Source organism: Bacteroidales bacterium (assembly GCA_035342335.1).
In the GTDB taxonomy this organism is placed as follows: domain Bacteria; phylum Bacteroidota; class Bacteroidia; order Bacteroidales; family JAGONC01; genus JAGONC01.
Genome location: DAOQWY010000030.1, coordinates 11,905 through 33,926, shown reverse-complemented (window position 1 = coordinate 33,926; position 22,022 = coordinate 11,905). Strand labels below are relative to the sequence as shown.

General features: G+C 49.5%; 17 protein-coding genes and 1 pseudogene. 5 read left to right on the top strand and 13 right to left on the bottom strand.

The window, feature by feature from the left end:
- On the bottom strand, window positions 1-444 hold a 444-nt coding region (locus tag PKI34_12145), incomplete at its 3' end, for a Mur ligase domain-containing protein (protein ID HNS18559.1).
- A 105-nt stretch (window positions 445-549) separates the two neighbouring features.
- On the opposite strand from PKI34_12145, the gene PKI34_12140 reads away from it, so the two are divergent.
- On the top strand, window positions 550-2,571 hold the full coding sequence (locus tag PKI34_12140) for a S9 family peptidase (protein ID HNS18558.1): 2,022 nt from the start codon (window positions 550-552) through the stop codon (window positions 2,569-2,571).
- A gap of 63 nt (window positions 2,572-2,634) precedes the next feature.
- On the opposite strand, the gene msrB is transcribed toward PKI34_12140, so the two are convergent.
- Entirely contained in the window at window positions 2,635-3,060 is a 426-nt protein-coding gene (gene msrB, locus PKI34_12135) for a peptide-methionine (R)-S-oxide reductase MsrB (GenBank protein HNS18557.1), read from the bottom strand.
- Between the two features lie 214 nt (window positions 3,061-3,274).
- A complete protein-coding gene (locus PKI34_12130; GenBank protein ID HNS18556.1) occupies window positions 3,275-3,430 on the bottom strand; it encodes a hypothetical protein in 156 nt (51 codons plus the stop codon).
- A 32-nt stretch (window positions 3,431-3,462) separates the two neighbouring features.
- Here PKI34_12130 and PKI34_12125 point away from each other — a divergent pair, with 32 nt between their 5' ends.
- From PKI34_12125 to PKI34_12115, 3 genes are all read left to right on the top strand, one after another.
- Complete coding sequence (locus tag PKI34_12125) at window positions 3,463-3,939, top strand: DUF456 domain-containing protein (GenBank protein ID HNS18555.1); 477 nt, start codon at window positions 3,463-3,465, stop codon at window positions 3,937-3,939.
- A gap of 12 nt (window positions 3,940-3,951) precedes the next feature.
- Window positions 3,952-4,773, top strand: coding sequence for a transketolase (locus tag PKI34_12120; GenBank protein ID HNS18554.1), 822 nt, complete (start codon window positions 3,952-3,954; stop codon window positions 4,771-4,773).
- A gap of 87 nt (window positions 4,774-4,860) precedes the next feature.
- Window positions 4,861-5,826 carry a transketolase C-terminal domain-containing protein gene (locus tag PKI34_12115; GenBank protein HNS18553.1) on the top strand — a complete coding sequence of 322 codons (966 nt, stop codon included), beginning with the start codon at window positions 4,861-4,863 and terminating at the stop codon, window positions 5,824-5,826.
- Between the two features lie 42 nt (window positions 5,827-5,868).
- On the opposite strand, the gene truA is transcribed toward PKI34_12115, so the two are convergent.
- Window positions 5,869-6,645: a tRNA pseudouridine(38-40) synthase TruA gene (gene truA / locus PKI34_12110; GenBank protein HNS18552.1), complete on the bottom strand. Its 777-nt coding sequence runs from the start codon at window positions 6,643-6,645 to the stop codon at window positions 5,869-5,871.
- 99 nt (window positions 6,646-6,744) lie between these two features.
- Here truA and PKI34_12105 point away from each other — a divergent pair, with 99 nt between their 5' ends.
- Window positions 6,745-8,844 (top strand): TonB-dependent receptor, encoded by a 2,100-nt coding sequence (locus PKI34_12105; GenBank protein HNS18551.1) that lies wholly within the window; start codon window positions 6,745-6,747, stop codon window positions 8,842-8,844.
- Between the two features lie 14 nt (window positions 8,845-8,858).
- Here PKI34_12105 and PKI34_12100 read toward each other — a convergent pair whose 3' ends face one another.
- From PKI34_12100 to selB, 9 genes and pseudogenes are all read right to left on the bottom strand, one after another.
- Complete coding sequence (locus PKI34_12100) at window positions 8,859-10,157, bottom strand: hemolysin family protein (GenBank protein ID HNS18550.1); 1,299 nt, start codon at window positions 10,155-10,157, stop codon at window positions 8,859-8,861.
- Window positions 10,158-10,212: 55 nt separating this feature from the next.
- Complete coding sequence (locus tag PKI34_12095) at window positions 10,213-11,196, bottom strand: dihydroorotate dehydrogenase-like protein (protein HNS18549.1); 984 nt, start codon at window positions 11,194-11,196, stop codon at window positions 10,213-10,215.
- Window positions 11,197-11,319: 123 nt separating this feature from the next.
- Complete coding sequence (locus PKI34_12090) at window positions 11,320-12,549, bottom strand: hypothetical protein (protein ID HNS18548.1); 1,230 nt, start codon at window positions 12,547-12,549, stop codon at window positions 11,320-11,322.
- Window positions 12,550-12,640: 91 nt separating this feature from the next.
- Complete coding sequence (locus tag PKI34_12085) at window positions 12,641-13,801, bottom strand: molybdenum cofactor guanylyltransferase (protein ID HNS18547.1); 1,161 nt, start codon at window positions 13,799-13,801, stop codon at window positions 12,641-12,643.
- 87 nt (window positions 13,802-13,888) lie between these two features.
- A complete protein-coding gene (locus tag PKI34_12080) occupies window positions 13,889-15,163 on the bottom strand; it encodes an OFA family MFS transporter (protein HNS18546.1) in 1,275 nt (424 codons plus the stop codon).
- A 21-nt stretch (window positions 15,164-15,184) separates the two neighbouring features.
- A complete protein-coding gene (nuoF, locus tag PKI34_12075; GenBank protein ID HNS18545.1) occupies window positions 15,185-16,918 on the bottom strand; it encodes an NADH-quinone oxidoreductase subunit NuoF in 1,734 nt (577 codons plus the stop codon).
- A 19-nt stretch (window positions 16,919-16,937) separates the two neighbouring features.
- A complete protein-coding gene (locus tag PKI34_12070; protein HNS18544.1) occupies window positions 16,938-17,318 on the bottom strand; it encodes a molybdopterin dinucleotide binding domain-containing protein in 381 nt (126 codons plus the stop codon).
- Between the two features lie 231 nt (window positions 17,319-17,549).
- Window positions 17,550-19,658: pseudogene (locus PKI34_12065) on the bottom strand (molybdopterin-dependent oxidoreductase).
- A 251-nt stretch (window positions 19,659-19,909) separates the two neighbouring features.
- Window positions 19,910-21,892 carry a selenocysteine-specific translation elongation factor gene (gene selB, locus PKI34_12060; protein HNS18543.1) on the bottom strand — a complete coding sequence of 661 codons (1,983 nt, stop codon included), beginning with the start codon at window positions 21,890-21,892 and terminating at the stop codon, window positions 19,910-19,912.
- Between the last annotated feature and the right edge of the window lie 130 nt (window positions 21,893-22,022).

Here is a 22,022-nt window from a genome sequence, read left to right as displayed (position 1 = left end):
CCTTACGGTATCTTCCAGGCCCCTTACGGGTGCACCGATCATGTAATCGCAAGGGATCCCGCTGGCATTCAGCACATGCAGGACCATCGCCGTGATGCTGGTTTTGCCGTGGCTGCCTCCGATCACCACCCTTTTCTTGTCCCCGGCGTGGGCATACAGAAACTCGGGAAAAGAAAACACCGTCAGGTTTAGTTGCCTGGCACGGATCAATTCCGGATTGTCCTCCCGCGCATGCATCCCCAGGATCACGGCATCCAGCCCGGGATCAATCCGGTCAGGATCCCAGCCTTCACGTTCCGGTAACAATCCGAAAGAAGCAAGCCTGCCCCGTGAAGGCTCAAAGATCTCGTCATCCGATCCGGTAACTTTGTCCCCTTTCCGGCACAGTGCGATGGCAAGATTGTGCATGACGTTGCCGCCGATGGCGATGAAATGATAGCGCATTAAATGGTTTGAATTACAGGATTTGCGAAATCAAATTTAGGATTTATTGGAATTTTGTAACTTCGCACGCTCAATAATTTTTAACCAACCTAATTATTTAACCTTATGAAAAGTCATTCATGGTCATTCATGGTCATTCTGATTTTTATGACAATGACCGCATCAGCGCAGGACAGATTGCAGGCCGAGGATCTCTGGAGGATGGGCCGCGTGGACGACATCCAGGTGTCACCCGATGGACAGATGGTTCTTTATGGTGTTACCAGGTATGATCTGGGGGAGAACCGGGGCAACCGTGACCTGTTTGTCGTTCCGGTGATGGGGGGCGAAGCAAGGAAAGTGACTGATTTTGAAGGAAATGAATATAATGGTGTCTGGCGGCCGGATGGTCAGAAGATTGGATTCCTGAGCGCAAAGAACGGTACCATGCAGATCTGGGAAGTCAATCCGGATGGATCGGATCCACAACAGATTTCCAACATAGAAGGTGGAATCAACGGGTTTTCCTACTCGCCGGATCTTTCCCATATCCTCTACTGCAAGGATGTTAAGCTGGATCCAACCCCTGGTGACCTCTATCCGGATCTGCCAAAAACAGAGGTGATGATATTTGATGACCTGATGTACCGTCACTGGAATGCCTGGCACGATTATGCCTACAGCCATATCTTCCTCACGAAATATGAAACTGCCATCAACCCTGGTATGGACATCATGGAAGGCGAACCCTATGACACTCCGATGAATCCTTTCGGAGGCATGGAGCAGATCACCTGGAGTCCGGATGGTAAAATGATCGTCTATACCTGTAAAAAACTGAAGGGAAAAGACTATGCGTTGAGCACCAATTCGGATCTTTACCTGTACGAACTGAAGCTTGGGCTCACCACCAACATCACCGAAGGGAACATGGGATACGACCAGGACCCGGTTTTTTCCGGGGACGGGAAAAAACTGGTCTGGAAAAGCATGGCAACAGACGGCTACGAGGCGGATAAAGAAAGGATGATGATGCTGGATCTGTCAGATGGATCCAAAAAAGATCTCTCCGACGGATTTGATCAGAACTGTTCCGGATTTGCCTGGTCTGAAGAAGATGAAAGGATCTATTTCATCAGCGGTGCAAATGCCACATACCAGATCTTTGCCCATTCCCTCACAACCGGCTCAACCGGTGGCATCACACAGGGGAACCATGACTATACATCGATTGCCACTGCAGGACCCTACATCATTGGTACCAGGATGTCATTGTCGTCACCAACAGAAATATTCCGCGCTGGACTGGACGGAGAACAAGTTCAGCTGACTTTTACAAACCAGCAACTTCTTTCCGGCATCAGAATGGGAGAGGTAAAGGAAAGGTGGGTGGAAACCACCGACGGGAAAAATATGCTGGTCTGGGTGGTGTATCCGCCATCATTTGACCGTACCAAAAAGTACCCTGCATTATTATACTGCCAGGGTGGTCCGCAGAGCGCCGTCAGTCAGTTCTGGTCCTACCGCTGGAATCTTCAGATGATGGCTGCCCATGGCTACATTGTGGTAGCTCCCAACCGGAGAGGTTTGCCAACCTTCGGCCAGGAATGGAACGACCAGATCGCGGGGGATTATGGCGGACAGAATATGAAAGATATGCTTTCCGCCATAGATGAACTCTCGAAAGAACCCTACATTGACGCAAAGCGCCTGGGGGCTGTGGGAGCAAGCTACGGTGGGTATTCCGTCCTATGGCTCGCCGGACACCACGAAAAACGCTTTAAAGCCTTCATTTCCCACTGCGGCATCTATGATTTTGAAAGCATGTACGGGTCTACGGAAGAATATTTTTTCGTCAACCACGACTACGAGGGCCCGTACTGGGAACAGCCCAAACCCAACAGTTACAGTTTTTCCCCCCATCTCAGCGTCGACAAATGGGATACCCCCATCATGTTGATCTCAGGGGGATATGATTTCAGGATCCCCTACACGCAGAGCCTTGAGGCGTTCAATGCGGCACAGCTCAGGGGCATTCCCAGCCGGCTGATGTTTTTCCCGGAAGAGACTCATTTCGTTCTGAAACCGCAAAATGCTGTCTTCTGGCAAAGGGAATTCTTCAGATGGCTCGACACCTATCTAAAATGATATCGGATTAACGATTAACGGATATCTGATTTTTGATTTAAGTTTTAACTTTTAATCTTTGATCTACAGGCTGTCCGCTTTAAATTCAAGGGCTCCTGAATTGATGCAGTAGCGCAATCCGGTGGGTGGCGGGCCATCCTCAAAAACGTGTCCCAGGTGACCACCGCATTTCGCGCAGAGCACTTCCGATCGGACCATCCCGTAACTGCGGTCAATCTGGATGTGAATGTTGTTCTCCAGGTATGGGGCAAAAAATGCCGGCCAGCCACAACCGGAATTGAATTTCGTATCTGATTCGAACAACTTCTGTCCGCAGCCTGCACAGTGATAGGAACCTTTCTGAAAGAATTTGTCATAGTCTCCCGTATACGGGCGTTCCGTTCCCTTCTCCCGTAAAATATGAAACTGCACCGGAGTAAGCTGGTTTCGCCATTCCTGGTCCGTTTTGCTTACCTGATAATAAGCTGAATCTGTAGTTTTTAAATCCATTTTTACCTGTTCATTTGCATTTTGTCCGCTGCATGACACGATCATTCCTCCCGAAATGATCATTCCCGCGATCCAACGAAAAGTCCTGAAACATTTTATCACGTAATCCGTTTCTACTTAAACAATCAACCCCACCCAAAGTTCATTCCTCACCCCCCCAATCTTAAATCCTTCATCCTTCATCCTTCATCCTTCATCCTTCATACTTCATACTTCACACTTCATACTTCATATCTCCTTTCTCCTTTCTCCTTTCTCCTCTCTCCTTTCTCCTCTCTCCTCTCTCCTTTCTCCTCTCTCCTCTCTCCTTTCTCCTTTCTCCTCTCTCCTTTCTCCTTTCTCCTCTCTCCTTACTCCTCTCTCCTCTCATTTTTTTCCTATCTTTGCTCCAAATCCTGCATCATGGAAACTGTTTGGATCATTCTGGGGTGTATCCTGCTCATTGCAGGGATTTTAGGCAGTTTTCTCCCTGTCTTGCCGGGCCCTCCCCTGGCCTATGTCGCCCTGCTCATTCAGCAGTTCAGGGAAGAAAAGCCTTTTACGGTCAACTTTCTGGTCATCTGGGCGCTGGTCACCACGGTGGTCATTTTACTTGATTATTATGTGCCCATCTGGGGCACCAAAAAATTGGGCGGCACCAAGGCAGGCATGTGGGGTGCCACCATCGGGATGATCATCGGCATATTTTTTCTGCCTCCCATTGGAATAATCCTGGGTCCTTTTATCGGGGCCGTTCTCGGAGAGCTGACCAAAGGCATTGATTTCAAAATAGCCATGAAAGCCGGTTTTGGTTCATTTCTGGGATTTCTTGCCGGTGTGCTGATGAAAACCGTCATCTCCCTGATCATGGGATTTTACCTGATAAAAAGCTTCTTTTAGGAGGTACCAGCTATGGACGAGCATCAGATCCCAATACTACGCCGCCTGTCGTACGAAATCAGGAAAACCATTCTGCTAAGCCTGGCAGAGGCCGGGTCGGGCCATACTGGCGGCTCGCTTGATCTGTCGGATGTATTTGCCTGCCTGTATTTCAATATCTTAAAACATAATCCTTCCCATCCCAACTGGGAGGAGCGCGACCGGCTGATCTTATCCATAGGCCATGTAGCGCCGGTTCTCTATGCAACCCTTGCCCAGGCAGGTTACTTTCCCAAGGAAGAGATGAGGACGCTGCGCAAGCTGGATTCGCGTTTGCAGGGGCATCCTGGAAGGGACCACGGTCTGCCCGGAATTGAACTATCGGCCGGTTCACTCGGACAGGGGCTTTCGGTGGCCGTTGGCCTGGCGCTTGGTGCCCGCCTGGATAAAAAGAACTGGCAGGTGTACAGCATTCATGGCGATGGCGAGCTCCAGGAAGGTTCCATCTGGGAAGCGGCCATGAGCGCAGCCCATTACAGGCTGGATAACCTGACGGCACTCATTGACCGCAACGGTTTGCAAATCGACGGCAAAACCTCCGACGTAATGGAACTGGAACAGCTGGCGTATAAATGGAAGGCTTTCGGATGGCATGTCCTTCCCTGCGACGGGCATGATCATCGGGATATCATCAGGGCATACGACGAGGCCAGACAGGCAAAAGGAAAACCATCGGTCATCATAGCAAAGACCATCATGGGTAAGGGTGTACCTTCCATTGAGGGAGATTACCGGTGGCACGGGAAGGCACCGACAAAACAGCAGGCGGAACAATTTATCCGGGAACTGTATTAAACTCAAAAATCAAAAATCAAAATTCAGTTTCGTTGGGACGACTGTACGGTAACCAGGGATGTAAATCACCGGACGCAAATGAATCCAATGGCAAGATATAGCAACAAAGGAGATAAGGCCACCAAGCTGGGCTTCGGCGAAGGAGTGCTGGAGACCGGAAAACGAAATCACGCCGTAATCGGGATCGGTGCTGACATTACCGCATCGGTCGGAATGAATCTTTTTGCCGATGCTTTTCCTGAACGTTTCATTTCACTCGGCATCGCCGAACAAAACTGTGTGGGGGTGGCAGCCGGATTGGCCCTGGCCGGGAAATTACCGGTTTTTGCCACTTACGGTGTCTTCTCAGCCCTGCGTGCCACCGACCAGATCCGGGTTTCAATCTGCTACAACAACCTCCACGTGATCATCGGCGGAGCGCACGCCGGGATTTCGGTGGGGCCCGATGGGGCAACCCATCAGGCACTTGAGGATATTGCCGTGATGCGCGTGCTGCCCAATATGACCGTTCTTTCACCCTGTGACGCCACTCAGGCAAAATTGGCTGTCATCGCAGCTGCTGAACAGGTAAACGGACCTGTCTATGTCCGCTTTGGCCGGGAACCGGTGCCCGATTTCACCAGTGAGGACATGGATTTCCTTATTGGAAAAGGACAGCTACTGCGTCAGGGCAACGATCTAACCATCATCGCCACGGGCCATTTGACCTGGGAAGTCCTGCAGGCGGCCCGTATGCTTGAAGAACGGGGGATCCAGGCACGGGTGATCAACCTTCACACGATCAAACCCATTGATCAGGAAATCATCATCCGCGCAGCCCGTGAAACCGGTCTGTTGCTGACCGCCGAAGAACACCAGATCAACGGAGGCCTGGGAGGTGCGGTCGCAGAGGTCGTGGTGAAGCACCATCCCGTGCCTGTAGATTTCATCGGAATACACGACCGATTTGGAGAATCAGGTAAACCGGAAGAGCTGATGGAAAAATACGGTTTGAAGGCACGAGCTATTGCCGAAAAAGCCTTGAAGATGGTTGAAGGTGGTGCATCAAAATGATGGTCCACCAGGGATGCCATCCCCTGACTCATTCCCGCTCATTTAATAGATGATATTCAGAAAAATGTCCTCGGGGTATTGAATGTCCACCAGGTAAAGTCCGTGAGCGGGCACCGACATGCCCGCCGATGAGCGATCCCGGGATATGACGATTTGATATAATTCTTCCAGAGTAATCTTATGCTGACCCAGTTCAAGCAGCGTGCCGACAATTGCCCTGACCATGTTCCGCAAAAAACGGTCGGCCGTGATCCTGAACAACAACAGGTCACCCTCTTCAACCCAGCAGGCCTCCTTGATCCTGCAAATGTTCGTCTTCACCTGCGTATGGGTTTTGCTGAACGATGTAAAATCAGTATAGTTCAACAATAGCCTGGCTCCCAGATTCATCAGTTCCACATCCAGCCTGCCGTATACATAATGGGCGAAGCCGATCAGAAATGGATTCTTGAACCGGCTGATCTGATAAAGATAGGTTCTTGACAGGGCATCAAACCGCGCATGCGCCTGGCTCCTTACCAGATGAATGCTATGTATGGCGATGTCCTCAGGCAAAAATCCGTTGAGCCGGTAGATTAGCTGGATCTGCTGTTCCTGGGAGAGTGGCCCGCTATCGAAATGAGCATAGAACATCCGTGCATGCACGCCGGCATCTGTCCGGCCACAACCCACCAACCGCATTGCCTCGTCAAACAAAACAGAAAAGGCTTTTTCGAGTGTCGCCTGTACCGTTGGAGCGTTCTTCTGGATCTGCCAGCCGTTGTAGTTCTCTCCGGAATAAGAGATCTTGATAAAATAACGGTGTGGGATGGGTTCCATATGGGTTCAAAGTTAAAAATTATAACAATCAATCATTTAATAGAAAGATGCTTAGTTTTGTGTTCGAATTCTCATAACGATCGTAAGCAATCCGGTGATATGAAGCCGATATCCATCCTGTACCATATCATTCTCATCCTTGCATTTCCAATTTTCTGCGGTGCGCAGGAGGGCAGGATCATCGGATATGTTACCGGCAAGGATGGCGGATCACCTCTGGCAGGAGCGCACGTTGTGCTGCTGCCAGATCACAGGGTCACCAGCACCGATTTCAGCGGATATTTTAAATTCACAGGACTCCCGGCCGGCAAGTACCAGACTACGGTCAGCTTCATTGGCTTTTCAACGGTCACCCTTGATGTCATTTTAGCTGAGAACCAGATCACAACACTGAATGTGCAGCTGTTCAAATCCATGACCAGTATGGATGAAGCCGTCATAACCGGTTCAAGGATCCTGGATTCAAAGAACAATAATCCTCTGACCATCACGGTGATTTCACGTGATGAGCTTGACAGGAGCGGTGAATCGAATGTGCTGCCGGTCCTGAGCAACCGCATTCCGGGGGTCTTCGTCACTGAACGGGGGATCACCGGTTTCGGTGTTGGTCAAGGCTCTGCCGGAGGAATTTCCGTCCGGGGTGTCGGTGGACAACCCAACACCAGAGTATTGGTGATGATTGACGGTCATCCTCAATTTGCCGGCATCTTTGGTCATCCCCTTCCCGATGCCTATATCACTTCAGATATTGAGAAAGCAGAGGTGGTGCGGGGGCCGGTATCGCTGCTCTATGGCTCAAACGCCATGGCCGGAGCGATCAACCTGATCACCCGCCAGCAGGAGCAGGATGGCCTCTCAATCAGCGGAAGAGCTCAGTATGGTTCATTCCATACTCAAAAATACATGACCAGTGTCGGCTTTAAGAAGAATAAATTCAATGTCACAGCATCATTTAACCATGATCAGACAGATGGGCACAGAGATAACTCAAACTTCAGGATCTCCAATGGGTACATCAAATCCAGCCTTGAGATCAATCCCCGTTTCAGGCTGATCATTTCGGGCAGCATGGCCGGTTACCGCTCTACCGATCCGGGACCCGTCAACAGTGCCGATACCTCCTACCAGAACGGCGGGCACTGGAGTGATTTCATCCGCGGAGAATGTTCGGTAACCCTGGAAAATCACTTTCAAAAATCAGAAGGGGCATTGAAGCTCTATTACAACGGAGGGGAACACAAGCTATACGATGGATTCCATTCCACCGACCACCTGCAGGGCATCAACCTGTTCCAGGGAATCAAACTGTGGCCCGATAACCTCATTACGGTCGGTGCGGATCTGAAAAGCTACGGAGGTTTTGCTGAGAACATTCTCCCATTGGTACCCGTTAATTTCGCCGACACAGTCATCCTGGAATCAGCTGCCTACCTTATGGTACAGAATGCTTTGTCTGAAAAACTGGTCGCTACAGCCGGTGTTCGGCTGGAAGTACACGAATCATTTGGCAGCGAATGGATTCCACAGTTCGGCGTGACGTATCATCCAACGCAGTTCACCGTCCTCAAAGGAATCATTTCCAAAGGATTCCGCAGTCCGACCCTTCAGGAACTTTTCCTTTTCAACAGCGCCAATCCAAACCTCAAACCGGAGAGGATGTGGAATTATGAAGTGAGTGCAGGACAATTCTTTCATAATGGTCGGATTTATCTTGAATCCAATTTGTTTTTCATGAAAGGAAACAACCTGATCCAGACAACAGGCGTGTTTCCGGATATCGTCAACGTCAATTCCGGGAAATTTACACATTATGGAGCAGAGCTGACAGGCAAGTATCATCTGTCGGATGAAATCCAGTTCATTGCAAGTTATGCCTGGCTTCACACCGATCAACCGGTTGTGGCTGCTCCGCAGCACCAGCTTTTCATCGAAGGAGATTATCAGTGGAAAAAGCTGAATGCCAATCTCAAAATGGCCTATGTCAACAATTTGATTACCAAGACTAATCCTGAAGTGATCCGGCAAAACTATCTTCTGCTGGACGCAGCCCTCCATTACCGGTTACTATCCTTCCTCACGGTTTTTGTCAGGGGACAGAACCTTCTGGATCAGCGCTATGAAATCAATTTTGGTTATTCCATGCCTGGTATTACGGCAACAGCCGGGATCAACATAAGACTGCAACTTTATGAGCAATGAGATGCTGTCCATTGTCAGTTGTCAACCGGCTTGATGCGTGTTACCATCAATTTATCAACGCGGCTCCTGTCCATATCCATCACTTCAAATTGCAGGTCTTTGTACTGGAACGAATCGCCTTCCCTGGGAACCTTTCTCAGAAAATGCATCGCCAGACCGCCGATAGTAGTAAACCCTTCATTTTCAATATCTTCATAGGACAGGATACCAAAGGAATCCATAAAATCATCAATGTTCATGGCTCCATCCACCAGCCAGGAGCCATCCTGCCGTTCAATCACTTCCAGCTCCTGGTCATCAAATTCCTCCGGCAGATCACCCAGGATAGTCTCCGTAAGATCATGCAGTGTAATAATGCCTTCAACGGCGCCATACTCGCTAACCACCACTGCAAAATTGGTCTTTTGTTGCCTGAAAAGCTCCAGTACCTTATCCGCCATCAGATTCTCGGGGATAAAAAGCGGGGCAGCAGCCACCCTGGTAAGGTCAAAAGGCTGTTCACCGGTGAACAGGGACAAAATATCCTTCACGGCAACCACGCCGATAATGTCCTCAATGGTTGTTTCGCATAATAAATATTTACTGAAATGATAATTGGCTATTCTTTCAAACACCTCCTCCCTGGAGTCGCTTTTCAGGATAAAGATGACATCCTTGCGGTGGGTCATGATCTCACTGGCCCGCTTATCGCCAAACCGGAAGACATCCCTGATGCGCTGGGTTTCCTCCTTGTCGATCACCCCCTGCTGTGAGCTCTGCAGGAGAAGAAACTTGAGTTCCTCTTCCGTGATGGCCCGGTTATCCTTTGATTTAATTCCAAGTAGCCTTGTAATGGCTCTTGTAGTGACGGTTAAAAAGAAAATGAAGGGATAAGCGATCTTGAATAAAACCGTGATGAAGGGAGTCAAAGCAGTGGCAATTCGCTCAGGATTATTCAATGCCAGTGATTTGGGAACCAGTTCACCAATGATCAGGGAGAAAAAGGTGATCAGGGCGACGACGATGATGACCGAAAACTTATGTGCCGATTCGGGGGACAGTGATAATTTCTCAAAGAGAGGAGCCACATCATCCGCAAGGGCGACTCCTCCGAAAGCACCGGACACAATCCCAACGAGGGTGATCCCGACCTGGATTGTTGAAAGGATCTTTTCGGGTTCCGCAAGGAACTTGAGTGTTTTCACCGCCGACCGGCTGCCTTTTTGGGCCATGCTTTCCAGTCGTGCCTTGCTTGACGAAACAAGGGCAAATTCGTACATGGCAAAAAGACCGTTCAAAAAGAACAGAAAAAATATGATCAGGACTTCTACCATCTTATTCTATGGTCCTATAAGCCGAACACATCATCTCACGATGGGGATCTGTTGGTCAGACATTCATACCGGTGTTTTTTCGCATGAATTGAACCCGTTCAAAGCTTCCTGTTTTTTCCTTTCCCTGAAGGATCTTTCCCCTGAAATGTTTAAGGGTCGGAAAACGGTGGGTTTGCATCCACATATCAAGATCTTCGTTGATCTGAGTGATCACATCCGGTCCGTTCGTGTAAATCGTTGTGCAGATTTGAGCTGCTTTGGCCCCGGCCAGCAGTACTTTTACAACCCCTGTATAATCATGTATCCCGGTGGATGCTGAAATATCGCACTTCACCCTGTTCGACAAAGAGCCTATCCACCGAAGCGGCTCTGTGATCTCGACCGGTGAGCTCAGGTAGTTATCAAAAACAATGCTCATGCTGTCAATGTCAATATCCGGCCGAAAAAACCGGTTGAACATCACAATTCCATCAACCCCGGCTTCATCAAGTTGACTGACTATTCGGGGTAAATTGGAAAAATAGGATCCAATCTTGACAGATACCGGAATGGTCACATGCGATTTGACAGCTTTCAGAATGTCAAAATATGTCTCTTCAACCTCAGTGCCGGATATTTTTTCATTGAATGGGAAAATCGCAATGTTCAATTCCAGTGCATCTGCGCCAGCCTCCTGTAGTTTTTTGGCAAACAGAGGCCATCCCTTTGCAGAAATGCAGTTGACACTCGCGATCACAGGAATGTCGACCGCTTCTTTGACATCCCTGATCAGCCTGATGTATTCATTCACGCCATGTTCTTTGGATAGATCCATGATATGTTCTGCCGCACGGGGATACCAGTAATACATTGGGTGATCTTCCAGCTTCGTCTCGATGTCCGCCATGATCTGCTCCTCGAAAAGGGATTTCAGCACAATGGCACCTGCTCCTTTCCGTGCATAGAGCTTGATGTTTTCCACTGAATTGGTCAACCGGGAGCTGCTTACGATGACCGGTGACGACAAGCGTAATCCCAAATAATTCGTCGAAATGTCCATGACGGATATGTTTTAAATTAACTGGAATAAAGATACAACAATTATAAATTCAATGAAAGTTCTGAAAATTATCCACTGAAACGATTACTGGCGTGTATCCGTGAGCAACTCAGGTACGGTGGATCAGAAATTCACTTTCGCTGATAAACTGATAACGTTCGCATCATTATCCGAACGCTCTGATATTTCACCCTGGGAATCAACGCCTTTGACCATCGTAGTCACGATATTCTGATACTCAAAGGTTACAGAAAATCCGTGCTTGATCGGGAAAATGGCATCAGCGTACCAGGTTGTGTTCTTTTCAACAGCGCCGACCTTGAATGAAGAGCTGGTATTGTTGTCCATGCCATATCCTACCACCAGGTTCAGCCAGCTGGTCACTTCCGAGGTTGCATTGAACCAGGCTGTCGTGCTTTTCCGATCATATTCAACGACTTCCCCATTCTTGAGGGTCCAGTAATAATTTCCGGCGGCGCTGAACAGGTTGGCATTATTAAGGTTGGTCCCTGTGTTGAATTCGCCAGTAAGGGAGAAATATTTATGAAAGGGGAGATTGACATCCACTCCAAAACCCGTAGTATTGAAAATAAAATCGTCCACCAGGAATTGATCACCCACTGGTGTTCCTTTTTTCTCTTTAAAGGCAGCGTGGGCAAAAGCGACACCAACGGTGTATTTCTTCAGGATCTTACCGGAGAGCCTGGCCTGGATCATCGGCTGCGCCGAAAGATTGTCCTTTCCCAGTCCTGTTGCCTCCCGGGCGGCTTCGCCCACCGATAGCTGCAGCATCGGGGCGAACACTTCGCTCTTCAGGGTATAACTTGCCTGAAACTGAGCTCTGCGGAAACCTATGTTTCCGCCGAACCACAGGTTCCCGTTGGTATTTACCGTATTGGCATTGTTGGGAGAGATCAGGTCCCATTGCTGGCCCACCCTCAGTTCGAATCCGCCGGTGGCCACTGAGGCATAGGCCAGGCGAAGACGCGGTTTGGTATTGGCATCGGAAGGCCCTCCATAAAAATCGATTTCAGCCACGCCTCCGACCTTGATCTTCTCACCCACCGAGCCCCGCAGGCCGATGCGGCTGTGCTGAGCTGTAAAGCCCAGGGCCGCTTCATCGACACCGCTGGCAAACTGCGGGGAGGATACGTAATTGTTGACAGGATCACCCCAGGAGTAAACGCCCTGAGCCGCATAAACCATATCGCCCTTGATGAAGCCGTAAAACTTCAGCTCAAGCTTCTTGTTTTGCTCCTTTTCTTCGCCCTGCGAACCTTTATCCTGTGAAAACAAAGGCTGAATGATGAGCGTCATTCCCAGAAACAGGAAAAATACACTTTTTGTCCTCATAATGAATTAGATTTAAGTTTATCAAGATTGCCATTAAATGAATGATTCAAATTCAGAACGCCATGAAACCAGCTTATGGCAGATGACCTCATCACTCAGTGACATCCTTCTGCCGAAAGCATTTATCCAAATTTCCCTTTTTAATGTATACGTGATAATCGTCCACTAAATTCAGGTTCTGGTACCAGGCTGTGTCGCTGAACGAAATGAATTTTACCCGGACACGACCCAACAGTTCAGTAATTCGTCGGCCATCGCCTTCCAGGACCAGTTTAGCTTCCGGAATCACGGATTTCCGGTACACGGCATACAGAGGTTCGTAATGATCATTTTCACTGACAGGCATCACAATGTCGGCATCACCGGAGATGTTGATCATATTGTGAATGAGTTTCAGGTTCATTTCCGGTATGTCACAGGCCGTGATAAAATTCACCTCACTGGCGGAAGCCATCAGACAAGAATAGATACCCATCAGGGGACCCTGGTCTTTTTCAACGTCAGCTATGACCGGATAGTTCAAAAATGCATATTTTGAAGGATCGTTGGCACCAATGATGATCTCATCAAAATGTCCATCAAGCTGATGTGCGATATGAGCGATCAGCGGTTGACCATTTACATCCAGCATGCTCTTATCCGTTCCCATCCGGGAACTTCTACCTCCGGCCAGAATGACAGCGGTAGCCTGTTCGCGGAGAATCCAGGCCTGATTTTTAATCAGGATCCTGTCGGGGTGAAAATTCCAGTTCATGTCGTGAAAATCGATCACCTTGTCGGCAAGATGGACCACCTCTGCGCAACTTTGCTTGACCTTTCGTTCATTCAGGTTTTTTATGACCAGGAACAATCCCGGTTCGATCACCTTGCGTATGGAATTGGACTCACACACCGTCAGAGCATGGTCAGGGATGAGTTTCAGAAGTGCCTTCAGTCCCTTTTCCAATGCGTGAACGCTGACCCGGAGGAAATAAACTTTGAAGGCACCAGCCATCAGCATGCGTGATGTATCCTTTGTGGGATCGACGATCTTTTCGTCGGTAATTTCATAATCCCCTTTCAGGGATGTACAGATCCCGCAGCCTTTTCCACCCCTGGGGCAGTTACCTTCATTGGGATCAATGGTGACCACCTTCACCCCATATACCTGATGGTCCCTGGCATATTGACCGATCAGCTGGCAGGCAAATTCCGTTTTCCCGGTGTTCCTTCCGGTGGAACCGATGATGATGAAATTTGATCTACTGATCATGGCGTCGTAAGTAAAAATTAAAAGCAAATACCTTCACAGGGGAGGGTATTTGCTTTTGCTTCTGTCATAAAAACCTTTCTGCAGAGGCTATTTGCTCTCCGTGATCGGTTTATTGTTGACTAAAAGGGAAAAAATAAAACCAATGGCCAGCAATACGGCGCCTGCAATGAATGAGTATTTGGCAGCCTGCGTGCCGGGGAAATTGTCTTTCATCAAGGCTACGATCTGCGGTCCGACAACACCGCCTGCCGACCAGGCTGTAAGAATGGTGCCATACACCACAGGCATCAGGCGCGGAGTAAAAACATCTCCTACAAAAGAGGGCATCGTGCCGAAGCCTCCTCCATAGCACAGCAGAATGTAACATACCAGGATCGCGAAAAGATAGGGATTGCCGACAAAGAGTAAAATAACAAAAATAATGATCTGTGATCCCAGGATCCACCGGAATGCCTGAACGCGGCCGATCTTATCGCTCATCCCGCCCCAGAAGAAACGGCCGACACCGTTAAACAGCGAACTGATCGCGATCAGGGTGGCACCGATGGAGGCCAGTGCAACGGCATCCGTACCCGGCTTGAATGCACTCCAGAGGTCCTGCATCAGGGGTGACTGGAAGCTGATGAACATGATGCCTGCCGTAACGTTGATGAACAGAAGCATCCACATGAAAAAGAATTTGTTGGTCCGGATTGCCTGACCAGCCGTCATTTGAACAGAACTACCTGTCTGACTTGCTTTCTGTACGGGAGGAGTGTACCCCGCAGGTACATAATTGGCTGGAGGAAATACAACAAAGTAAGCGGCGATGACTCCAAGCACAAAAATGGTGATGCCGATGTACAGAAAACCGCTGATCAGATTCTGACCGGCCAGGTTCATCATGATGGGTGCGATGACCTTGGACATCAGCAGAGCGCCAAAGCCAAATCCCATCACGACCATACCCGTGATTAATCCTTTTTTATCGGGGAACCACCTGGCGGCAGAAACAACGGGGGTCACATAACCAAGCCCCAGTCCTAATCCTCCGATCACGCCAAAGCCGACGATCAGCAATGGTAGGCTGGCCATTTTAAAAGCCAGTGCAGCCAGCATGTAGCCGATCCCGTGCAAACCAACCCCGATCATCGCCAGTCGCTGGGGACCGTACTTGGGAAGGTTGATGCCGCCCCAGGCAGCAGCGAACCCGATAAAAGCAATGCTGGTGCTAAAGGCCCAGGCTACGGCTGAATTAGACCAGCCAAACTCCGCAACGATGAGCTTCTGAAAAAAACTCCATGCATAGATCGTCCCCAGCACAATCATTAAAATCGTGCACATGACGGCTACCAGCCAGCGATTGTGTTTTTTTGTTTCCATGTAATTTTCTTTGATTAGTAATTAGTTAACGATCATCTTCTCGAACTCTTTTCTGAACTTATTGACCATGACTTTGACAGGTACAGCATAGGCTTCACCCGTCGGGCACAGGGTATTTCCCTTGATATTATCGCAAAACCACAGGATCTTGTCAAGGTCACCCTCTTCTCCGCCTCCTGTTATGATTTTGTTCAGCAGGTGCACGATCATTCCCGATCCCTGGCGGCACGGTGTGCACTGGCCGCAGGATTCGTGGTTATAGAACTGGATGGTGCGGACTGCTAACTCTGGAATCGAGAACTCATCACTGATCACCATCACTCCACCGGAGCCCAGCGATGTGCCGTATTCACTGCAGGATTCATAATCCATTTTCAATCCCGGTCCTTTTTTCAGGTCTTCAGCAGTGAGTATCGGAACTGAAAGTCCGCCAACGATCACACCGGTCAACGTTCCCTTGATACCACCGGCCATTTGTATTAATTCGCTGAAGGGGATCCCCATGGGGCATTCATAAACCCCGGGTTTGTTGACCGCACCGGAGACCCCGAAGAGTTTAAACCCATAGCCCGCTTTGGAACCCCATTGTTTAAAGGCAGCAGCTCCATTTTCGACAATATAGGGTATGCTGGCCAGTGTTTCAACGTTGTTCACGATGGTCGGGCAGCGGTATAATCCTTCCACTGCAGGGAAGGGTGGCTTCATTCTGGGCAGTCCCCTCTTTCCTTCGATGGATTCAATCAAAGCAGTCTCCTCCCCGCATACATAGGATCCGGCACCCTGGTGAACAATGATATCATCCATGTGACTGAGTTGCCCATCCTGTCTGGCTTCTTCAATGGCATCTTCCAGTATTTTTGCTATCCAGCTGAACTCGCCCCTGATATAGATGAAGGCCAGCCGGCATCCGAGTGCATGAGCCGAGATGGCCATTCCCTCAATCAGCAGGTGCGGATCATAAGCCAGAATTTGCCTGTCCTTGAAGGTTCCGGGTTCGCCTTCGTCAGCATTGCAGATCAGGTAAATGGGCTTGCCGGTATTCTTTGGAAGGAAGCCCCATTTGACACCCGTGGGAAAGCCGGCCCCACCCCGGCCGCGCAATTCAGAGTTCCTCACTTCCTGGATAATGTCCTCAGATTTCATCTTTAACGCCTTGACAAGCGTCTGATAACCGCCGTGTTGTTTATACACCCTGATCGATTTGGCATTTTCCACCCCACGGTTCTTAAGAAGCACATTGCATTGCGTGGCAAAATTATATTCCACCGGAAGTTCAGGAATGATGCCTTTTCTGAGTGAATCAATAAGCACATCCACCTTTTCCCTGGTCATCAGCTCATAGTAAACATCATTTACCTGGATCACCGGGCAGGTTCCGCACGAGGCAAGGCACTCCACCTTTGAAAGGGTAAAAAGTCCGTCGGGAGTTGTTTGTCCGTGCCCGATGCCCAGCTTGGCACTCAGGTAATCATAGATCTCCAGTGCTCCCATCAGGGTGGCAGGTATGTTCGTATCCACCTGGAGATGGTACTTGCCAACGTTTTTGTTGACGTTGAACATCGAATAGTACGTCGCCACACCATAGGCGCGGGACAAAGGTATACCAATAATTTCAGCAATCTCAGCCACATCTTCCTTGCCGAGGTTGTTGCCGTTTGCTTTTTGGACGAGCATCAGTGCAGGCATCAGGGCCGACTCCTTCTTCGGGTACCGTGCCATGATCTGCTGTATCCTGGTTTTTAATTCGTCATTCATTGAATCCATCAATTAAGGGTTAGCAACATTCAGCAATCTTTTCAATTCTGACCGCGCACACTTTATATTCCGGGATCCTTGCAACCGGGTCAAAAACATCATTGGTCAGGATGTTGGCTGCTGTTTCAGCGAAATGGAAGGGGATAAAAATGATACCCTGTTTGATCTTGGAAGTAACCAGGGCCGTTATTTCTATGGAGCCCCTGCGGGATGACACTTTCACTTTTTCACCATTCTTCACTTTAAGATTCCGGGCATCGGTAATGTTCAACTCCACCATTCCGGAAGGAGCGATCCCGTTCAGCACTTTTGAACGACGGGTCATCGAGCCGGTATGGTATTGCTGCAGCAAGCGTCCCGTCGTCAGAACGAGCGGGTAGTCCTCATCGGCATACTCCATTGGCGGGCGGTATTCGAGTGCTTTGAGCAATCCTTTGCCGCGGGCAAACTTACCAATGTGCAGGATGGGCGTTCCAGGATGTTCTGCTGTCGGGCAGGGCCATCTGAGGCCTGCGCTGTTCCTGATCCTTTCGTACGATATTCCCGCATAGGAAGGGGTTAATTTCCTGATCTCATCATACAGCGCGTCGACGGTATCCGGAAAATCATGGTATCCCATACGCTTTGCCAGGTCAGCGATGATCTCGTGGTCGCTTCTGGCTCCTTTTGGACCATCCAGAGCCTTGTTCGAGAACTGGACCCTGCGTTCCGTATTGGTGAAGGTCCCGTATTTTTCTGCAAAGGCAAAGGCTGGCAGAACCACATCGGCCATCTGGGCCGTTTCAGTAAGGAAGATATCCTGTACCACCATAAAGTCAATTTTCTCAAACTGTTTTCTGGCGTGATTCAGGTTGGGATCCGAAACAAGCGGATTTTCCCCGACAATGTAGAGGCATTTGATGCTGTCGCCGGCGTTGGATACCATGCCTGTGATGGTCTGTCCGACCTTGTCGTCCATTTCGTCCACCTTGTTCCCCCAAACTGCCGCGAACTTTTTGCGTACATCTTCGTTGATCACAGGCTGATAGCCCGTGAACACGTTGGGAAGTCCGCCCATATCACAGGCACCCTGCACATTGTTCTGACCCCGCAACGGATTGACTCCGGTGCCTTCCAGCCCGAAATTGCCCAGGATCATCTGCAGGTTGGAGACTGCGATGACATTATCGACACCATGGGAGCTCTGGGTGATGCCCATGGCATAGAAAGCGGCACCGCGGCCAGAAGTGGCGTATAACTTCGCAGCCTCATATAGCTGTTCCTTTGGAATTCCACTCAATTCCTCCACCTTTTCAGGAGTGTAGAATTCAAGGCTCTTCAGGTATTCGTCCCAGCCCTCGCACTTCTCGTCGATGAACGCTTGGTTGTGCCAGTTGTTCTTGACAATGATATGCTGCAGCCCCATGAGCCAGGCCGTATCCGACCCCGGGTTCTGTTTGAGGTGAATCGTGGCATATTGTGCCAGGCCGATATCCCGTGGGTCGACCACGATCAGCTTGACACCTTTCTGTAACACGGCCTTTTTGATCATGCCGCCAAATACCGGATGATTCCATGTGGTGTTGGTTCCGGTAAGAAGAATGACATCTGATTTTTCGGTTTCCTGCATGCTATTGGTCATAGCACCTGAACCTAACGTGATTGCCAGTCCCGCAACCGTGGAACTGTGTCAAAGTCGGGCGCAGTGGTCGATATTGTTGGTACCGACCACCCCCCTGGCTAATCTCATGACAGCATAATTCTCTTCGTTCGAAATTCTTGCGGAAGTAAAAAAGCCAAAGGCCGCCGGCCCGTGCTGAGCCTTTATTTCACTGAACCTGGTGGCCACAAGATCCAGGGCCTCATCCCAGGTCGCTTTCTCAAAATGTCCGTTTTTACGGATCAACGGAGTATCCAGCCGGTCTTCCCTGTTCAGAAAATCGAACCCGAAACGTCCCTTCACACACAGCATGCCCCGGTTGGTTTGATCCTCCCACTGATCCTCCACCCCCATCGAATAAACGTACTTGTTGTCTTTGGTATACATGTCGATGGCACAGCCTACTCCGCAGTAGGTGCAGATCACCTTTGTTTTCTGAAGCTCCCAGAAAGGTCCTTTTCCCTTGGCTGTTTTAAACGTCAACGCTCCCACCGGGCAAACCTGCACACACTCCCCGCACTGAACACAGCTCGACTCTCCCATCGGTTTGTCATCATCGCAGATGACCCGCATGTGTTCTGAACGCCATCCGAAATCAAGCACCTCATGCATTACGTTATTGTTGCAGGCCCGGATGCATCTGCCGCACTCAATGCATTTGTTGGCATCCCGTATGATGCCCTCCGAGGATTCATCCAGAGGGATCCGTTCGTAATCGATCGGGAACCCTGGACGTTCAATGCCGCAATGATAGGCCATATCCTGCAATTCACAGTGTCCGTTCTTTTCACAGGCGATGCAGTTATGCTCTCCGTTCGACAAATGAAGCTCGACGATCATCTTGCGAACTTCCAGGATCTGGTTCGTGTTGGTCCGGATGGTCATGCCGTCCCTGACCTCCAGGGCGCAGCTTTCTTTCAGGCCTCGCAACCCCTCCACCTCGACAAGGCAGGCGCGGCATTTTCCCGCTTTGCCCGTACGTGCATGGTAACACAGCGTCGGTATGTAAATCTTATTCTCCCGTGCGACATCCAGCACTGTCTTGCCCGGAGAAGTGACGAATGTTCTCCCGTCAATGGTTATTTTTATCGTATTTTCCATAAATTAACGATTATAGAGGTGTTGAAATATCCTGTATTGTTATTTAAATAACAGCGCAGCAAAATTAAAAAACAAAGCTGAATAAGTTAAGCGTAATACCATTACCTGTTTGCAAAAATGTAATTTAAAATTAGACTAAATAACTACATCCAGCTTCCAGGAGTGTCCGGAACCAAAAGCAGCGCGCGTATGCGAGTCCTTTCGCTTTCTCCTTGTAAAATACGAAGATAAATACAGTTGGATAAGCGTGGTCAGGATGGCCTTGCACGAAGAAGTTCCTTTCCTTTCCTGGTAATGGATAGCCTGGTTTCACTGCCTGCCCTGGTCAGAAGTGAAATGGATTTCTCAGCGTCAAGGATGTCGATCAACAATGCGCGAAACCGTTTGGTACCTCCCACCAGTTCCTTGAACTCCTGAATGTCGATGCCATCCTCCTGTTCTGCTAACCGATTGAGCAAGGCCATACGGGTCTTATTCAGAATGCTGGCATGAAGGAAATCGGATTTGTGAAACTGGATCTTGCCGTTGCTGGCGAGATACGACAGGTATGTCCTGATCTTGTGCTTCGGAATGTTCTGAAGAACGGCACTGTCTTCCAGTTCAGACAGGACCGGTTTGCCGTCGGCACAGGCGAGAATTTCCTGCTCAAGCCAGTCGATCTCAGCCAGGCTATTCTTATCAAAATCAGGTTTGTGGCCTTTGATGATCCACGTGTTATTTAACATGTCCAGCCGACCATCCTCCTGCATTCGGTTAAGCAATGAATCCAGATAAGGTCTGCCATTGGGCGTATTGGCCAGCATCAGTTTGCCCAGAATCTCATTCGTCGCCAGGCCCTCGGCGAACAACGGATTTTTGCGGTGATGTTCTGCCAGGATCTTCAGGATTTTTTGACTGACGGTGGTATCAAAGTATTCGTTTACAAGGAGCGTGATCTGACCGGATTTATAAACCAGGGCGCCGGAACCGGGCCCCGCCGATCGTTCAGTGATCTCATCTGCACTGACATTCATCGTTTCAGCCATTTCGACCGGTGTGAATGGCCTGAATTCCTTTTTAAGCACCATATGGATCATCTCCATGGGTACGCTGCCGATGGAAATGCTTTTGCTCAAACGGATGAGTTCTTCCAGGAGCCCTGGGGTTCTTTTGCGATGATGCAGGGGCAGTGGATCAATGATATACCCGCCTCCCAGGGTTTTATCTTCCGACGAAGTGCGGATGATGAATTTATCGTTGCTAACGAGCACCGCCGGTCTGCTCAGGTGTATCTGTACGATTGCCTCTTCATTGCCTTTCACAAGATCCTTGTCCAGAAGGTGCATCCGGGCCTGACACTCAAAGGTCCCGGCGATAAAAAGAATGCTCGACCAGAGGGGCAGCACACGATCTGTATCGAACAACCGGATGCAGGCATCCACCATGACGGTAGTCTCAATGGGTTTGTCGCTGATGATCATTCCCCGTGTAAAATCTTCTTTCCGCAGTCCAATCAGGTTGAGAGCAGCCCTGTCGCCTCTGACAACCTTCTCAACAACCTGGCCATGCCGCTCGATTGAACGGATCCTGAGCTTTAGTTTGTCGCCCGGCAGCAGGTACACGTCCTGGCCGGCCGAGATGCTGCCATCCATGACCGATCCTGTCACGACGCTTCCAAATCCTTTGACCGTGAAAATCCTGTCGATGAACAGTCGGAAGAACACCCCGGCTTCCCTTTCCTGTATCCTGGTAATGGTATCGGCAATGGCCTTTATCAACTCATTTTTACCGCATTCCGTTTTGGCCGACACCCTCACGATAGGTGCATCCCTGAAGGATGAGGTTGAGAGCAGCTCTGAAATCTCGAATTCAGCAAGTTCGATCAGTTCATCATCCACCAGATCGGCCTTTGTAAGCGCAACGACTGCTTTTTTGATCCCCAGGGCCGAGATGATATTCATGTGCTCGACGGTTTGCGGCATGATTCCGCTGTCGGCAGCAATGACCAGCAGCACCAGATCTATGCCGCAGGCCCCGCCGATCATGGTATTGATGAAGTCCCTGTGTCCGGGAACATCAATGATACCCACCGACTCGCCGTTCGGAAGGTTCATGGAGGCAAAACCCAGGTTGATCGTGATCCCTCTTTGCTTTTCTTCCTTGTGCGTATCACAGTCGATCCCGGTCAGCATTTTGATCAGAGCGGTTTTCCCGTGGTCAATGTGTCCTGCCGTACCGATGATAAGATGTTTCATTGGATTTAATTTACAAGAACTGCAGGGAATTCACCACACTGCAACCTGTGCTGATCACGCATCCATGCTTGCCTGGTTATGCAAAATTAGGATAAAATTAAAAATGACCAACCTCGAGCCGTTCGTGATG

Excerpts from the sequence above, each read along its gene's own strand:
- PKI34_12095 (HNS18549.1), bottom strand. The coding sequence starts at position 11,196 with ATGGACATTTCGACGAATTATTTGGGATTACGCTTGTCGTCACCGGTC.
- nuoF (HNS18545.1), bottom strand. The coding sequence starts at position 16,918 with ATGAATGACGAATTAAAAACCAGGATACAGCAGATCATGGCACGGTAC.
- PKI34_12115 (HNS18553.1), top strand. The coding sequence starts at position 4,861 with ATGGCAAGATATAGCAACAAAGGAGATAAGGCCACCAAGCTGGGCTTC.
- PKI34_12130 (HNS18556.1), bottom strand. The coding sequence starts at position 3,430 with ATGAGAGGAGAGAGGAGTAAGGAGAGAGGAGAAAGGAGAAAGGAGAGA.
- PKI34_12140 (HNS18558.1), top strand. The coding sequence starts at position 550 with ATGAAAAGTCATTCATGGTCATTCATGGTCATTCTGATTTTTATGACA.
- msrB (HNS18557.1), bottom strand. The coding sequence starts at position 3,060 with ATGGATTTAAAAACTACAGATTCAGCTTATTATCAGGTAAGCAAAACG.
- truA (HNS18552.1), bottom strand. The coding sequence starts at position 6,645 with ATGGAACCCATCCCACACCGTTATTTTATCAAGATCTCTTATTCCGGA.
- PKI34_12120 (HNS18554.1), top strand. The coding sequence starts at position 3,952 with ATGGACGAGCATCAGATCCCAATACTACGCCGCCTGTCGTACGAAATC.
- PKI34_12090 (HNS18548.1), bottom strand. The coding sequence starts at position 12,549 with ATGAGGACAAAAAGTGTATTTTTCCTGTTTCTGGGAATGACGCTCATC.
- PKI34_12070 (HNS18544.1), bottom strand. The coding sequence starts at position 17,318 with ATGGAGTATGCCGATGAGGACTACCCGCTCGTTCTGACGACGGGACGC.
- PKI34_12100 (HNS18550.1), bottom strand. The coding sequence starts at position 10,157 with ATGGTAGAAGTCCTGATCATATTTTTTCTGTTCTTTTTGAACGGTCTT.
- PKI34_12125 (HNS18555.1), top strand. The coding sequence starts at position 3,463 with ATGGAAACTGTTTGGATCATTCTGGGGTGTATCCTGCTCATTGCAGGG.
- PKI34_12105 (HNS18551.1), top strand. The coding sequence starts at position 6,745 with ATGAAGCCGATATCCATCCTGTACCATATCATTCTCATCCTTGCATTT.
- selB (HNS18543.1), bottom strand. The coding sequence starts at position 21,892 with ATGAAACATCTTATCATCGGTACGGCAGGACACATTGACCACGGGAAA.
- PKI34_12085 (HNS18547.1), bottom strand. The coding sequence starts at position 13,801 with ATGATCAGTAGATCAAATTTCATCATCATCGGTTCCACCGGAAGGAAC.
- PKI34_12080 (HNS18546.1), bottom strand. The coding sequence starts at position 15,163 with ATGGAAACAAAAAAACACAATCGCTGGCTGGTAGCCGTCATGTGCACG.